The following is a 15,558-nucleotide window of genomic DNA, read 5'->3' as shown; positions in this document are numbered from 1 at the left end:
GTTATATGTACCCGGTTTCAAAAGAATATCAGAAAGCCATTAGTGAGTCATCACGTTCATTCTTTTGGACGGGGGCAATCACGACTAGGGCGGGCAAAAAATATACATTTGGAAATAAAGACATTGTGAAAGGTTCCGGTTATATCAGCAGACAGTGTTCCGGTTCGTCAGAAATCGAACTTGGATCCGTGTATGCAGCAGAACTTGGAATATCCCTCTTTTCAGATATTGACAGATACAGTCTGGAGGATGCGTCTATAACGCTCTCATTCCATCTGAAGGCAGGGAATGAAACATATGAGGAAGTCCCGATGGGGATCTTCTATATTGCTGAAGCGAACAGAAAGATAAAAACCCTGGAGCTAAAGGCATATGATGCAATGCTGAATCTGGATAAGAATTTCGATAAGGGTCTGTCCAGTGCATTCCCTTATGATTTTTTATCCTTACTTTCCAAAGCATGCCATGTAGAACTGGCACAGACAAAAGAAGAGATAGAAGCACTTACAAATGGAACAGAACTGCTTGGTATCTATCAGGAAAATGATATCGAGACATGGAGGGATTTCCTATATTATCTGGCACAGGCACTCGGATGCTTTTCCACGATAGACCGTGAAGGAAAGTTAAGGCTCATCCCATACGGAATTGCCGATAACAAGACGGTGGACAGCAGGCACAGGTTTTCGAGCACTTTTTCAGATTTTGTGACAAGGTATACGGCTGTCAGTTCCACAAACAAAAAGACGGATATAGCAGAGTATTATTCGGTAAAGCCGGATGACGGTCTGACAATGAATCTGGGGGTAAATCCGTTACTGCAGTTTGGTCTGGAAGAGAAGCGCAAGCGGATCATAAATAATATTTTGTCAGTGGTCACAGTGGTAAATTATGTGCCGTTTGATTCGGATACCATCGGTGACCCGGCTCTTGACCTGGGGGATGTCATTAAGTTTACGGGCGGTCATGCTGACGAAACAAAAAGGTCTGCCATCACATCCATTGAAACAAAGATAAACGGTAAGCAGAAAATAAAGTGTGTTGGAAAAAATCCGAGACTTGCGGGAGCAAAGAGCAAGAATGATAAGAATATTGCTGGTCTTCAGAGTTCCATGAATGAGAATAAACTCAGCATATACACTTATGTGAATGCCCTGAAGATAAACGCAGGAACTGAGAAAACTTCCATCATTAATATAGAGTTTGCATCCGGGGATGAGACGAATGCAGAATTTCATGCAGAAGTCATACTGGATGTAAGATCCAATGCAGTAAGCAGAAGGGCGGATGCAGAAACAACAATAGAGATTGGGGAAGAAAGCAAAGTCATTTCAATCCCTGTTAACTGGACGGATGATGGAAAGACCATTCTAAAGGCATATTATGTCCTTGATGGGAAGGAAGTGGAGCAGTTCCATCCATCAGAGACATGGTTCAGCGGAAAGCATCTGCTGAACCTGTATTATCCAATCATAGAAATGAAGGCAAACGAACTTCACACCTTTGAAGTAATGATAGAACTTACAGACGGAACAGCAACGATTGAACCGCAGAATGCAATGGCAACCATATCCGGTCAGGGGCTTGGCGCACAGGAAAGATGGGATGGAAGGATCACGGTCGATGAGGAAATCAGACTGGTTGAACTTTCCGGACTTCCTACAAATAGGATCCATGACAAGGCTGTGGCTGCATTTATCACACCGAAGAAGACGGGTATTACACAGCCTGTTGATTCTATCAGACTGACGGGTCTCATGGTGCCGGAGTTTTATGATAACATTTCCTTCTTCGTACCGATCGTCAGGGATGTGGTCGAAACAGCAGATAAAGATAAGATGGAATACCGGAGAGCCTATGTGGAGGACGATAAGCAGTTCCTGCTCCGGAAGGAATACTTCCTGTCCGGTGGAGATCCTATCGTTATGGACAGGGGAAGGGCAGTAAGTCTTACGGTCAATACAGAACCTTTTCAGGAACTGACGGAGATAAAAATACTGCCGTTTGAAACAGCACCGTTTGTAAATAAGCATAAGGTCAAAGCAGATGGGCTTGGAACAAATCGTTACACAAAGCTCGAAGCAGGGCATCTGGTTCTTGTGACGGATTATAAAGAAAAACTGACAGGTACTGTGGAAGAACTGGATAAGGGAACGGTGGCGGTCTTTGACCCGGGCTTTGATAAGTTCGATGAAATAGAGATACTGGAGGTGCATAATGGCTGATTATGTTATGTTGGAAGATATATTTGAAACAACAGAAAATATGACGGTTCTTAGAGATAACCGTTTAAATGATGATGGTACAGATACGGTAACAGGTGTGGACTGGTTCAGGTTCCGGGAAACAACAGCTGCCAGTTTTTATGTCAGCGGTAATTCGTGGATAGGCATCGGCCAGAATTCCGAGCAGCTTAAAATAAGCCGGAGGGATGCCGATCTGTATACGCTGAAAAGGGAAGAGGGCACTCTGTTTGAACACTATAAATTCCTGCGTATCAGATGGGAAGGCTATAGTGCCCACGGAAATAATAACGCATCGACCAGACTTATATGGGATGCGCTGTTTTTTGATACCGGGGATATTGTCCTTTATTTTGTTGAAGTCCCGGTTTCTTCCTCAAGCATTGGAGAGTGCAGTCTTTACACAAAATCAAAAAATATACCGTTCCAGATTGCAAAAGGAAAAACGGTAACTTTCCTTCATCAGGACGATGCAGGGAATGAGTATGAACTGTCGGATGATCCCCCGGTCTTTTTAGATCCGTATAACCGAAGGTATCTGTTTAAGGACGGAGAGGGAATGCTTTATACCATCGCAGATGATGCACTTACACCTCTTGAGAAAACGGAACTGACGGCAGAATTGTTTGAGGGGTATGGCATTCCGGATCTGCCGGATGGAAATGTACTTCTTGGGCTGAAAAATCCGTCCGTCCTTTACTGGCATGATTCCCATAACCGATTCCCAAATATGAAGATCAGTTATAAGGGTGTACCGAAACCACAGGTCATTTATTCCGAAGATGTTGATATGTCGGATGCAAGCATTCTCGGAATAGAAAAAGTGACCTGTGACTGTGATGAGAAATGCCTGTTTGCCGTATCATTCGACAGGGGGAAAACGTGGCTTGGCTATGTAAATAATAAATGGGTGAAATTTACGGAGGAATCTTCCGGGATGTCAAAGGCAGCCATTGAAGCAGTCAGCTCTGATGCCTGGGCAGAGAAAGCAACCACGGGAACGATAAAATACCGGTTTGTCCTGAGCGGGGCTGACGGTTTTATCACAAATGTGATAACAGACTTTTTGAATACGGAGGAATAGCAATGTTAAAAGGAAAAAGTGTAATAGAACTTACGGATGTGCATACAGGTAAAAAAGAAGTGCATGAGGATACCAACCTTGTCACGGATGTGGTCAGTGCCATCCTTAATTCCAATATTTTAGGCATGCTTTATGATAACACATCATTTGACGGGCAGAGCGGTGAAAAATGGATGCTGCCGATCGTGAATAAACTTACGGGCGGTATCCTGCTTTATCAGGAGCCTTTGGAAGAAAGGATCGATAATCTGTATGCCCCATTTTCAAATCCGCTTATCGGTTATGCATCTAGTGATGCAAATAATACAACGGATGTCAGAAGGGGCAGCAGAAACTTAACGGAGAGCAAGAGGATCGATGGAGGGTATAAGTTCGTCTGGGATTTTGCTACTTCACAGGCAAATGGAACGATATCAGCAATAGCACTCACGAATAGGATAGCCGGGATAGGACAGGAGAATGGAAATAATTATCTGGTACGGCTGGGGACATTTTCCTCACAGAACGATTCATATAGTGAAGAAAGTTACAGGCAGAATAAAAGGACTTATATCAAAGACGGATACAGGCTTGAGATGATCACAAGAAATAATTCAAAGACTGCTCTGCTTAAGAAGGTGCCGGAGGAATATCTTCATGCCGGACTTGTAGAGAATCTCATTTCACAGAAAGCTTTTGATGCTTCAGAGACTACTGAGATCGATTTAGGCCACTATCCGTACTGGATCCATAGAACAGGCTCTCCGTCAAAAGGAGAGTATGACTGTCCATACGAGGATAATGCAAATATCAGAAGTCATATTTTCCACGGTGCAGATGGTTGTTGGTATGGAATTGCAAGAAAGACAAATCAAAAGTACTCATATACCTCTAGTAATTCTGAGCGGTTCGACCATGTCAGCTACGAATTCTATATGGATAAGGTTGAGAATGGTAGGTGTACATCGCAGAAAATTTCAGTGCCAAGTGGGGTGAGTGATTTTTACAGTATCGGCATGAGCGGGAAGTGGCTGATGTGTGTATCAAGTGATAACCGCAAGCTGTACCGTTTGGATACTACAAATGTTGCCAATCTTGAAAGGGTCACGGATTATACCTACAACAGCAGTAATGAATCTAGCTATATCGTGGATGATGATATCGTGATCAACGGATGGTATTTTGAAGACGGACATCCGGCACAAAAAATTGGCAGTATCGGTTACCAGAGCAGCTGTGCGTGGGGAATACACCAGATGGCAAGGTATAAGACCTACATGCTCAGGGAGTGGGTATACAGTTCAAGCAGATATTATAATTATAAAGAATTGTTTTTATACACACCATATCTTGCAACCATCAATAACCTGGCATCACCCGTTATCAAGACCGCAGATAAGACGATGAAGATCACCTACACTCTGACGGAAACAAAAGAATAACAATTTCGGAATCAGGCAGCTTCCCATTACGGGCGGCTGCTTTTTTCATACAAAAATTTAGAAGGAGGACAAGACAATGAAGGAATTTTGGAATGCAGTACAGTTCATGTTTGCAGCAGTAGGCGGATGGCTCGGCTATTTTTTAGGGGGCTGTGACGGTCTGCTCTATGCCCTGATTGCATTTGCGGTCATTGACTACATTACGGGTGTCATGTGTGCAGTAAATGACCGGAAGCTGTCAAGTGCAGTCGGTTTTAGGGGAATCTGCCGTAAGGTACTGATCTTTTTACTGGTGGGTATTGCAAACATCCTGGATATCCACGTGGTTGGGACAGGCAGCGTGCTGAGAACCGCAGTGATCTTCTTTTACATTTCAAACGAGGGTGTGAGCCTGTTGGAGAATGCATCACATCTGGGACTTCCGGTGCCGGAGAAGATCAAAGAGGTTTTGGAACAGTTACATGACCGTTCGGAAAGTGAGGGAGAAGATGACGAAGAATGAATTTATTTCCAGGGTTGCAGGGTATGTGCAGAAGTATGCGGCAGCATACGGCATTCTGGTACATTCCCCCGTGATCGCACAGGCAGTCCTGGAATCCGGCTGGGGTGGGAGCAGGCTCTCATCCCAGTACCATAATTATTTTGGATTGAAGTGTGGCAGCAGATGGACTGGAAAGTCCGTGAATATGAAAACACAGGAAGAATATACACCGGGAACGCTTACAACGATCAGTGACAATTTCCGTGTATACGATTCGATGGAAGAGGGAATCAAAGGTTATTTCGAGTTTATCCAGCTGCCCCGTTACCGGAACCTGAAAGGGATCACGGATCCTGAGAAGTACCTTGAGACTATCCGTGCTGACGGCTATGCAACATCGTCTTCCTACGTGGAAAACTGCATGAAACTTATCCGCCAGTACGATCTGACAAAATATGATGAAGGAGAGAAGAAAACGATGGGAAAGACAGCAGAAAGCGTATTAAACGTGATGAGGGGATGGCTCGGATTTAATGAATTCAACGGAAGATTCAAAGAGATCATCGACCTGTACAACAGTGTAAAACCACTGCCGAGAGGATATGCCGTGAAGTACAGTGATGAGTGGTGTGATACCTGTGTATCTGCCGCAGCAGTTAAGGCAGGGTGTGAAGAACTTATCGGCAGAGAGTGCGGTGTGGAGAAGCACATTGAGATCTTTAAGCAGAAAGGAATCTGGATCGAGGACGGCACGATCACACCAAAGCCTGGGTATGTGATCGCATATAACTGGGATAAATCCACACAGCCGAATGACGGAAATGCAGACCATATCGGATACGTTGAATCCGTGTCCGGCAGTAATATCACAGTCATTGAAGGAAATAAGGGAGAAGCAGTGGCAAGGCGTGTGATCCCTGTCGGATGGGGATATATCCGGGGATATGCCGCTCCAAAGTACGATGCAGCAACAGTAACACCCGTACCGTCCACAGCTGAGAAGAGCGTGGAAGAGGTGGCAAAAGAAGTTATGGCAGGAAAATGGGGCAATGGAGAAGAACGCAAGAATCGTCTGAAAGCTGCCGGATATGACTATGCTGCCGTACAGGCAAAAGTCAACCAGCTTGCAAAAGGTACATCCAATCAGAAATCAATTGATGCGGTTGCCCGTGAAGTCATCCAGGGCAAGTGGGGAAATGGTGCTGACAGAAAGAAGAGGATCACTTCTGCCGGATATGATTATTCCGCAGTACAGAAAAGGGTAAATGAACTCCTGAAATAAGGATAAGGCTGATGGTCAGTAATGGCTGTCAGTCGTATTTTTTTCCTTTTATGCCAAGGAAAGAAAGGTGAAAGGTATCGCAGATTGTACTTGCTATTATTGGCTTTCAGAGTGATATATAGACTACCCAAAGAGAAAGGAGTGGCAGAGCTTGGAGATTCAGATAAGGGAAGGAAACAGCGGACAGAAGCAAAAACTTAAGGTATGCGCCTACTGCCGTGTCTCAACGGATGCGGATGAACAGGAAAATTCACTGGAAAACCAGATCAGGCATTATGAAGAAGTCATTACCAGTAATCCTGATTACGAGTATGCCGGAGTTTACAGTGACTTTGCCATATCAGGATTCAAGGAAAAACGCCCCGGTCTGCAGAAGATGTTAGCTGATGCCCGTAAGGGAAAAATAGATCTTATATTAACAAAATCCGTATCACGGTTCGCAAGAAACACCTCAATCGTTCTGGAAGCTACACGAAAGCTGAAAGAACTGAATGTTGGTGTTTTTTTTGAACTCCAGAATATCAATACCCTGTCAGGGGAAGGCGAGCTTATGCTTACGATCCTTGCTGCATTTGCACAGGCAGAAAGCGAGAGCGGAAGCGTTGGTGCAAAGATGGTGTACCAGAGAAAGTACGAGGCAGGGATCCCCGTGCAGTACCTTGAGCGGTCTTTCGGATTTAAGAAGGATGAGCGGGGAGTCTATATTGCAGATGAAGAGGAAGCGGTATGGGTAAGAAAAATCTATGATATGGCAGCACAGGGATATACTCTTGCAGCTATTAAGCGCTACCTGAATGAAAATAATGTAAAAACGGTGGGTGGTGCAAAATGGCTTGATAGCACGGTGCTTCGTATTTTGGAAAATGAAATCTATAAAGGCGATTATATCATGCATAAGTATTTTGTAAATGAAGAAAGAAAACTGGTCAGAAACAGGGGAGAAGTAGATGCCTGGTACATCGAGGATGACCATGAAGCCATTGTTTCCCCAAAACTCTGGCAGAGAGCACAGGACGCACTGGAAGCAAAGCGGGATTATCTTGCGGAAGGCTCAGTGATCGAAGAATTCACGGAAGAAAATTATCCATACATGAACAGGATTTATTGTGCCAGATGCGGACACCCGCTTTACAGGAGAATCTACAGTAACGGCAACAGGCTGAACTGGGGATGCAGCGGTACAAAGCGGTATGGGAGGTCCTTCTGCGAGGGGATAAACATTCCGGACGGGGCCTTGCGAGGGGCATGGCATTTTGATGAAAATATGTATATAGGGGAAAAACAGACAGATAAGGGGAAAAAGGAATTCACCTATCTGAAAGAAGCCTCATGGAAAAGAAGGCATAAGAAGAAAGAGCCGGAGCCGATCCCTGAAAATACGGAAACAGAGTATCCGTACAGGGAGAAGATCTTCTGCGGATTATGCGGAAGCAGACTCGTGAGGCATGTAAACACCAAAAACCATAAGGTCATATGGGTATGCAATGGGAGAAAACGGAAGGGGAAAGACTTCTGTGATGGGACAAGGGTTCCGGATACCATCATAAAGGGATGGGGAGAGATCAAAAAAGATATTTATATTCAGAGAAAGGATGATAAGAATGGCAAGAAGCGTTACAGTTATACCAGCAAGAAGCCAAAAGGCGCGGACAGGGCATAAGACAGTACAGGAAAAGAAGATAAGGGTGGCAGCCTACTGCCGTGTGTCAACGGATCAGGAAGACCAGCTCCACAGTTTTGAGGCACAGGTCGAGTATTATACAAAATATATCAACGAGCATGAGAATTATGAAATGGCCGGCATTTATGCAGATGAGGGAATCTCTGGTACGAATACAAAGAAAAGGGAACAGTTCAAAAAGATGATCGCAGGCTGCGAGGACGGTAAGATAGACCTTGTCATAACAAAATCCATCAGCCGTTTTGCAAGGAACACGCAGGACTGCCTGGCATATTCCAGAAAATTAAAGAACTTGGGGATCGGCATCATATTTGAGAAGGAAAACATCAACACACTGGATTCCACAGGTGAGCTTCTGTTCACCATCTTAAGCTCCCTTGCACAGGATGAATCAAGAAACATTTCAGAGAACTGTAAATGGGGCATCCGCACGAAATTTAAGAACGGTGAGATGCATCTCAATACATTCAAATTCCTCGGATACGATAAGGATGAGAACGGGAAGCTTGTCATCAATAAGGAACAGGCTAAGACGGTGAGAAGGATATACAGGGACTTTCTTATCGGAATCAATCCGGCACAGATCGCAAAGGAACTGACGGAAGAGAAAGTTCCGGGATGTCTGGGGCAGACAAAGTGGTATCCAAGCACGGTCACAGGGATTTTAAAACAGGAAAAGCACATGGGTGATGCACTTCTGCAGAAGACCTATACTGCAGACTTCCTTACCAAGAGACAGGTCAGAAACAACGGTGAGATCGCACAGGTCTATGTAAAGGACAGCCATAAGGGGATCATAGATAAGCAGACATGGAATGCGGTACAGGAAGAATTCGACCGCAGGGAAAAATTCATGGAATCGCACGGCACGGACAGGTACAGTTACGGTGCGGACTGCATGCCGTTCTGTGAGAAGGTGTTCTGCGGGGACTGCAGAAGCCTGTTCACGAGACATTCATGGAGATCAAGGGGAATCGTACAGTGGCAGTGCAAGAACCACAGGAAAGACGGTAAAGTGGCATGCACGAATGCCTACGTTGATAATGCGGACCTGGAAAAGGGATTTGTAAAAGCATTCAACAGACTGGTCACGGACAGGGATAAGCATATGGAAAGATGGCAGCAGATGAAGACGGACGGGACACCGCTTGAAAAGATCAGGGCGGGGCAGATGATGGAAGCCGTGGGAAATGAACCGCTTACCAGATTCGTCCCGGAGATCGCACAGCTTGTCCTCTGTGAAGTGACGGTGCTTGGTGCGAAAAAATATGAGTTCTTCTTTCTGGAAGGCAGCAGGGTAAAGGTTTCCGTGTAGATCACCCGGAAACCCCGCTGTCATGAAGTCCGAACAGCTCCATCTGGCTGCTTTCACCGTCCGCATCCCCGGGTTCAGGAATGTCGGACGGTTCTTCTTCCATGTCCTTTTTATGCGGAAGTTTATGGGTATAAAGTTTATCCCAGGTAAGCGGATTCCGGCTTTTTTTGTTGTAGTATATCAGTATGGCTTCCGCAAATCCGAGGGAGCCGGAACGTCTGTCTTTTGCAGTGCGGGAGAGTTCCTTGATGGATATCCTTCCGAGCTTTTCCTTAAATACATCATCTTTTATGGCATCACCGTAAGCATTCAGAAAACGCGCCAGTCCGTTCATCATGTTTGCACTGAAGGACTGGGATGCCCCTTCCCATGTGGCTGCAATGAGTCGGATGACATGGTCGAGCATATGATAGCCGTATTTGTCGTGGATGTTTTCCAGGGTTGCGACAGCGCAGATACCGCCCGGTGTCGTGGTAGATGCGATGGTAAGGTCATAGGATTCCACCAGGTCACGGATGATGAGCTGTTTGTCATTGCCGGCCTCTATGTTTGCCATGAATATCTCATAAGGCAGCAGGGGCTTTACATATTTCATCTGGTTTGCAAAGATATCCGCTTCATGTTCATATCCGAGGTCATCGTATACCATGCACCATACGGGTGTCTCCCTGGATCCTGAAACGAGGGCAACGATCTCAATGGTGTGCTGTCCGTTGAATACATAGTTGATGCCGTTCCTCCGGCTGACCTTTACGGGATTTATCTGGTACAGGTCAAAGTTGGCGGCAGCACGCTGGACATGGTGCTGTGAGAGGTTGCGCTGATATTCCTGATTGGATACGAGATTCCTGATAGGGATCTGTTCAAAGTGTACTTTTGGGACGAACTGCATCAGGTCAATGGCCTGTGGCGTTTGTCCGGCTGTCTGTTCTTCTGTCATCTGGATCATCCTCCTCAAGCTGCGAAAGCAGTCTGGTTATTTTTCTTGTTAGGTTTAACAGCTGCATCTTCACTTCACGCCTTGCATTAACTGAGGTGGAAGGAAAATCTGTAAGTTCCATGGTCCTTGATATGGTCTTTGACCATGAAGGTATCGTAAATTTAAGGCTTTCGAGTTCCGCATCCGGGTCAGTGGCGGGCATCTGCTTAATTCCGGCTTCGGCACTTTCCTTTTCCCGTTTTATCCTTCTTGAGTCCGGCTTTCCGGTGGGAAGCCTCTGCCACCTGAGTTCGTGCCGGAGCTGGGAGTATCCGATGCGGTCTATAGATCCGCTGTCCAAGAGCCTTTTCAGTCCGTTGATATCCTCAATGGGAAGACGGGAGAGTTCTATGATATTTTCATGGGATACACGGAGCTTCCCGTTTAATATCTTTTCTGCGATCTCCGGGCTTTTCCGTTTCAGGTCATCGACCGCACGGGCATAAATATCATATTTTGTCACGGTGGAAAAACCAAAATTAAATTCATTGCCTATGATGGTGGCAATATCCGTCTTACGGACATATTTCTGTGACACCTGTCCGTCTGCATTCAGTTCCGTGTCAGGATGTTTTTTCATGAATTCATCACTGGCGGTATTCATGTCCGCACGGAACAGTCTGCCTATCAGGTATTTTTTGTATTCCCCGGTAAGGTCTGTACGTTTGAGCTGTTCATGGCAGATAAAAGAGACTGCCATATCACGGCTTTCAAATATGATGCGCCGGATGTTGAAATGGATATCCCATTTCGTACAGATCTTATACCGCAGACGGCCGTCAAGTATGATACCGTTCCACACGCATACAGGCTCCAGGCATCCGTGGTCAAAGATGTTTTCTTCAAGTTCTTCCAGGTACTTTTCTTCCCTTGGCTGTATCAGCTCATCAAATTCCGGATCTGTCTGAAGTTCCGGGACTGGTCTGTTGTTCATACTGATTCCTCCGTTCGGGTCATATCATCTACAAGCACGCATTCATTCATGGAAAAGCTGGCAAGACATTCTTTTGGATTCAGTGCACCGTAGATACGGTAGCTGCGGTTGTCCTCCAGATATATGCCCGTATGCCGTAATGCCTGTAAAAGTTCCGTACTGTATAATTCGTAACAGTAACGGCTGTCGGCTTTACTGTAGCGTACACGGTGGGCAAGGTAATCCTTGCGCACACTTTTCCTTATGGCGATCATGCTGTCCTGTGGGTTTACAAGCAGCTGGATATACTCCGGGTCACCGAGCATATGGAGCGTGAGCTTGTGTATGCGTATCCTGTTTTTCTTTAAGTCAATGCATAGGACCGGCTTCAAAGAGGTTTCTCTGTTCATAATGCTGTTCCTCCTTTTCTGGATGTTCTGTTGTTTCTTCTTCCGGTTCAGCGGTGTTGTTTTCGGAGATGCCGAACACCGCATAACCGTCAAACATGTTGACCTGTAAACTGCTCTGGTGTTCCTCGACAGGCACACCGAACTGGTTCTGCCATTCTTCCGGATAGCTTGGCGTGCGGGACGCTTTTATCTTTCCGTCTTCCTTCTCCTCACGCACGAAGATCTCAGGCGTGGTGAGGTCAAAGACAAAGAGCAGTTCATTGTCTGACCGTATCAGCTTCCCAAGCAGTTTATAGCGGTAGGATGAATTCCATCCCATAAGCGACACGACCTTGGCAAAAAAGATACGGCAGGTGATCTGCCTTGGAGAGCGTTTTGCCGTTGCGGAACACCATCGGAAGGAATCCTTCTCATCCTCCTGGCATGGACGAACCGCCAGTTTCTTTTCATCCGGGTTTACAAGTATCTGCACGAAATCCGTATCCGGGAGCTTTTTTATACAGGCGGTGTTTACGGATACCTTGCTGGAATTAAAAGTAAAGGACGGTTCATAGGTATGGGCAAAGAACTCGCCTCGGACGACCTGATACCCGTCATAGCTGAAAGCATCATCCTCGGTCACGGGAATGGTATTCTTTTCATCGTTTGTCTGTATGTTCATCTGTGTTCTCCTTCATATCTGATATGATCTGTTTAATATTCTTTTCGATGTCATTTTTACTGGTGACCTGTATATCAGTGTCGTTGTATGTTACCGGGGCATGGGAGGTATCCGGGTCTTTACGTCCGGTGAATCCGGCAAGTTCCTCTGCCTGTGCGTGGCTGTAATAATTGCTCCCGAATGTGTCAGCCCAGTCAGGCGGATAGGCTCGGACATTTCTCTGCTGGTTGTCCGTAAAGGGTTTTACGGACGGATCCGCATCCGGTGCACCGACCATGTCATTGGGGATGAATATCTCCGGTTCGGAAAGGTTGAAGAGCAGTACGGCATCATTCCCGCTGCCACGCTTTACCCCCGTAATACGGTAACGGCAGTCATCGTTCCAGCCGAGGAGGGAATAGAGCGTGGGAAGAAATGCAGTCCCGCTGATCTCACGTGGAGAGTTTTTGCCGTCTTTCCTTTTAGACCACTGCATGGCATTCCGGCAGTCTTTCCCCGCATTCCTTACGGCAAAGACCAGTTTCTTTGGATGTATGAGCAGTTCCACAAGCGTGCTGTCAAGTTTACGGACGGCAGGAGCGGAAAAGCGGATATCTCCCTGGCTGAAGGTAACGGTTATACGGTCCGTGCTGTCAAAAAACTGTGAGCGTGCGATCTCATATCCGCGCAGGTCAAATTCACCGGATTTTACTTCCACATGGCCGGAAGACGGACCGGACTGTTCCGTGCCGTCATAAACACTGGAAGAAGCATTCATGTAATCCGTTTCCTTAAATCCCGCCCATCTGGGGTTGATGGATACAAACCCTTTCAGGACACCTCCCGGAATGACCTTCAGCTGCGGAAGGATCCCTTTGTTCCCATACTTGGCATTGCTGATCAGCCTCTGAACCGCAATAAAGTCATCCCTTGATATGATGGCTTCGTGATGGTCGCGCTTCCGGTACTGGGGACGGTTCTGCATATTCTTCTTTGATTTGTGGTTGAGGTAATTCGGAGTGTAGGTCTTATGTGCAAGGACATCACCGCAGTGCCTTTCGTTCTGCAGTATCTGAAGGATGGAACCGGGAGACCATACAGTGTTTCCCTTTTTGGTCTCGCAGCCGAGTTCCGTCAGGGTATCGGCAATCTCCTGACAGGTGCATCCGTTTAAGTACATCATAAATATGAGTTTTACGATCTTTGCTTCCCCTTCATTAATGATGAGGTTTCCGTCTTCATCATGGTCATATCCGAGGAGTATCGGTGTAAGGAAGATCCCCCTGCGGAAACGCATCTCAATGGACGCATTCATGATCTCGCTCTTGGTATGGCTTTCTTCCTGTGCAAGTGTGGCCATGAAGGAAAGCACCATCTCACTTTTAGGATCAAAGGTGTTGAGCCTTTCCGTTTCAAAGAAAACACCGACAGGATGGGGGAGTGCGAGAAGCTCCCTGACATAGCCGATGCAGTCCACCACATTCCTGGCAAAACGTGATACGCTCTTGGTCACGATAAGATCTATCTGACCTTTTTTGCAGTCTTCGATCATCAGCTTGAACTGGTCACGGTGCTGGAGTGAAGTGCCGGAGATGCCTTCATCCGCATAGATCTGTACCAGTTTCCAGTTCGGACTCTTACTGATGACATCATGGTAATGGTTTTTCTGCAGTTCATATGAGGATGTCTGTCTTGGATCATCCGTTGACACCCTTGCATATACGGCAACACGCTGTTCATTTTCCACTGCAAATATATCTTCCTGCGGAAGGGCAGGAATCACGTCAAGTTCATCCGGGTCGATACCTTTATAACGTTCCCTTATCTTACTTTTCTGGTCGGCAACTGAGCCGGCTTTCTGCTCGTTTTCGTTCATGACTTACCACCTTTATTTCTGTGCTGGATTTTATTATAAAATTTTCATGCTGAAATAAAATAGACTATACGGACAGCCATATCCCTATAGTCTATTTCAAAGAAAATTTATTTGTGTGAAAATAGTGTGCCTTTATCTGTGCCTGTCACTGGAAGCAAGCTCCCAGCCGTTTTTGTGCATGGTTTCAAGGCTTGCTTTTATAAGTTCATAGATGAATCTTTTCTCATTTTCCGAGCAGTCCTCCATGAGCATATCGATGTCTGTCTGGTATGCTGCCGGATTGTTCATCTGTACTCCGGCAAGCAGTTCATCCACGGTAATGCCGAGGGCATTCACGATACGGATGACAGATTCCAGGCTTGCTTTCCTTTTTGCATTTTCAATGTGGCTTATGTAGGAGACGGAAAGGTCGGTCATTTCCGCAAGCTGCGCCTGTGAAATATGATTCTGCTCCCTTACTTCCTTGATACGGTATCCTATCTGCCTGTGGTTGACAGATATCTGCGTCTGATTCATAGATTGTACCTCCTGTTTTCTTTTTCTTACGCAAGGTAAATTATCTATCAATGAGTGATAAAAGTTGTGTAATTTAATAAAGCGTAATGGAGTAGAAGGAAAACAGGGGGATAGGAAAGTGCGAAATATGTCGAACGATTCTTATTGAAGGATACGGATGCAGATGGTATGCTTATAACTGAAACAAGACGATATAAGAATGATGGAAACAAGGAAAATCAAGGTTCTGTCATAATACAAAACTGAACTGCATAAATCTGCCGTTCATATTTTTTTACCCAGATACTCCATTACACTAGAGTAAATTACGAAAGAGATATGGTTCTAATAATTCTTCTGCGTAACGGTTACAATATGTATATCGTACAGATAGAAGAGAGGTGTAATTTACTTGCGTACAGAGGAGTACATACCAAAGAGGGTAAAAGAATTATGCAGCAAGCATAAAGTCTCCAAATACAGACTTGCACAGCTCACGGATATGTCGCAGACAGCGTTGGCAAATATAATGAATAAGAAGAGCATACCTACAGTACCGACCCTGGAAAGGATCTGTGATGCATTCGGAATTTCAATCGCACAGTTCTTTGCCGGAGATGGTATGCGGCCTGACCTGACGGATGAGCAAGGTGAATTATTGGAGATATGGGATGACTTAAATGCGGATGAACGCAGAATACTGATGAACTTCGTAAGGACGCTGAAGAAGTAAGGGGA

General features: G+C 45.7%; 14 protein-coding genes. 8 read left to right on the top strand and 6 right to left on the bottom strand.

The features are described 5' to 3' along the window. The first annotated feature begins 5 nt into the window (after nt 1–5). The 7 genes from DWY89_RS04610 (at nt 6) to DWY89_RS04580 (ending at nt 9,507) form a co-directional block, all read left to right on the top strand. Entirely contained in the window at nt 6–2,225 is a 2,220-nt protein-coding gene (locus DWY89_RS04610; protein ID WP_118524429.1) for a hypothetical protein, read from the top strand. Continuing rightward, the gene (locus tag DWY89_RS04605) at nt 2,218–3,327 is read left to right on the top strand and encodes a hypothetical protein (RefSeq protein ID WP_118524428.1); all 1,110 of its coding nucleotides are present in this window, start codon (nt 2,218–2,220) and stop codon (nt 3,325–3,327) included. Before DWY89_RS04610 ends, DWY89_RS04605 begins: the two co-directional genes overlap by 8 nt. Nucleotides 3,328–3,329: 2 nt before the next feature. Further along, entirely contained in the window at nt 3,330–4,748 is a 1,419-nt protein-coding gene (locus DWY89_RS04600) for a hypothetical protein (RefSeq protein ID WP_243022732.1), read from the top strand. 76 nt (nt 4,749–4,824) lie between these two features. Beyond that, a complete protein-coding gene (locus tag DWY89_RS04595; protein WP_008117794.1) occupies nt 4,825–5,250 on the top strand; it encodes a phage holin family protein in 426 nt (141 codons plus the stop codon). Then, entirely contained in the window at nt 5,237–6,511 is a 1,275-nt protein-coding gene (locus tag DWY89_RS04590) for a glucosaminidase domain-containing protein (protein ID WP_118524427.1), read from the top strand. Before DWY89_RS04595 ends, DWY89_RS04590 begins: the two co-directional genes overlap by 14 nt. Before the next feature lie 151 nt (nt 6,512–6,662). Further along, entirely contained in the window at nt 6,663–8,171 is a 1,509-nt protein-coding gene (locus DWY89_RS04585; RefSeq protein ID WP_118524426.1) for a recombinase family protein, read from the top strand. Further along, nucleotides 8,113–9,507, top strand: coding sequence for a recombinase family protein (locus tag DWY89_RS04580; RefSeq protein ID WP_118524425.1), 1,395 nt, complete (start codon nt 8,113–8,115; stop codon nt 9,505–9,507). Before DWY89_RS04585 ends, DWY89_RS04580 begins: the two co-directional genes overlap by 59 nt. Before the next feature lies 1 nt (nt 9,508). Here the strand turns inward: DWY89_RS04580 and DWY89_RS04575 are convergent, their stop codons facing one another. The 6 genes from DWY89_RS04575 to DWY89_RS04550 all read right to left on the bottom strand — a co-directional run bounded on the left by DWY89_RS04575 (nt 9,509) and on the right by DWY89_RS04550 (nt 14,841). Further along, complete coding sequence (locus DWY89_RS04575) at nt 9,509–10,447, bottom strand: DUF6551 family protein (protein ID WP_118524424.1); 939 nt, start codon at nt 10,445–10,447, stop codon at nt 9,509–9,511. Continuing rightward, complete coding sequence (locus DWY89_RS04570; protein ID WP_118524423.1) at nt 10,404–11,420, bottom strand: hypothetical protein; 1,017 nt, start codon at nt 11,418–11,420, stop codon at nt 10,404–10,406. Before DWY89_RS04570 ends, DWY89_RS04575 begins: the two co-directional genes overlap by 44 nt. After that, nucleotides 11,417–11,809 (bottom strand): hypothetical protein, encoded by a 393-nt coding sequence (locus DWY89_RS04565; RefSeq protein WP_242859121.1) that lies wholly within the window; start codon nt 11,807–11,809, stop codon nt 11,417–11,419. Before DWY89_RS04565 ends, DWY89_RS04570 begins: the two co-directional genes overlap by 4 nt. Further along, nucleotides 11,769–12,470 (bottom strand): integrase, encoded by a 702-nt coding sequence (locus DWY89_RS04560; RefSeq protein ID WP_118524422.1) that lies wholly within the window; start codon nt 12,468–12,470, stop codon nt 11,769–11,771. The genes DWY89_RS04565 and DWY89_RS04560 overlap by 41 nt, the downstream gene beginning before the upstream one ends. Continuing rightward, nucleotides 12,448–14,325 (bottom strand): recombinase family protein, encoded by a 1,878-nt coding sequence (locus DWY89_RS04555; RefSeq protein WP_118524421.1) that lies wholly within the window; start codon nt 14,323–14,325, stop codon nt 12,448–12,450. Before DWY89_RS04555 ends, DWY89_RS04560 begins: the two co-directional genes overlap by 23 nt. A gap of 132 nt (nt 14,326–14,457) precedes the next feature. Continuing rightward, nucleotides 14,458–14,841 carry a helix-turn-helix domain-containing protein gene (locus DWY89_RS04550; protein ID WP_021943201.1) on the bottom strand — a complete coding sequence of 128 codons (384 nt, stop codon included), beginning with the start codon at nt 14,839–14,841 and terminating at the stop codon, nt 14,458–14,460. A 391-nt stretch (nt 14,842–15,232) separates the two neighbouring features. On the opposite strand from DWY89_RS04550, the gene DWY89_RS04545 reads away from it, so the two are divergent. Further along, nucleotides 15,233–15,553, top strand: a complete 321-nt coding sequence (locus DWY89_RS04545) for a helix-turn-helix transcriptional regulator (protein WP_008117812.1) — start codon at nt 15,233–15,235, stop codon at nt 15,551–15,553. The last annotated feature ends 5 nt before the right edge of the window (nt 15,554–15,558 follow it).

This window comes from Clostridium sp. AF27-5AA (genome assembly GCF_003478415.1).
Lineage (GTDB): Bacteria > Bacillota > Clostridia > Lachnospirales > Lachnospiraceae > Otoolea > Otoolea fessa.
This window is presented reverse-complemented; position numbering and strand designations above follow the sequence as displayed.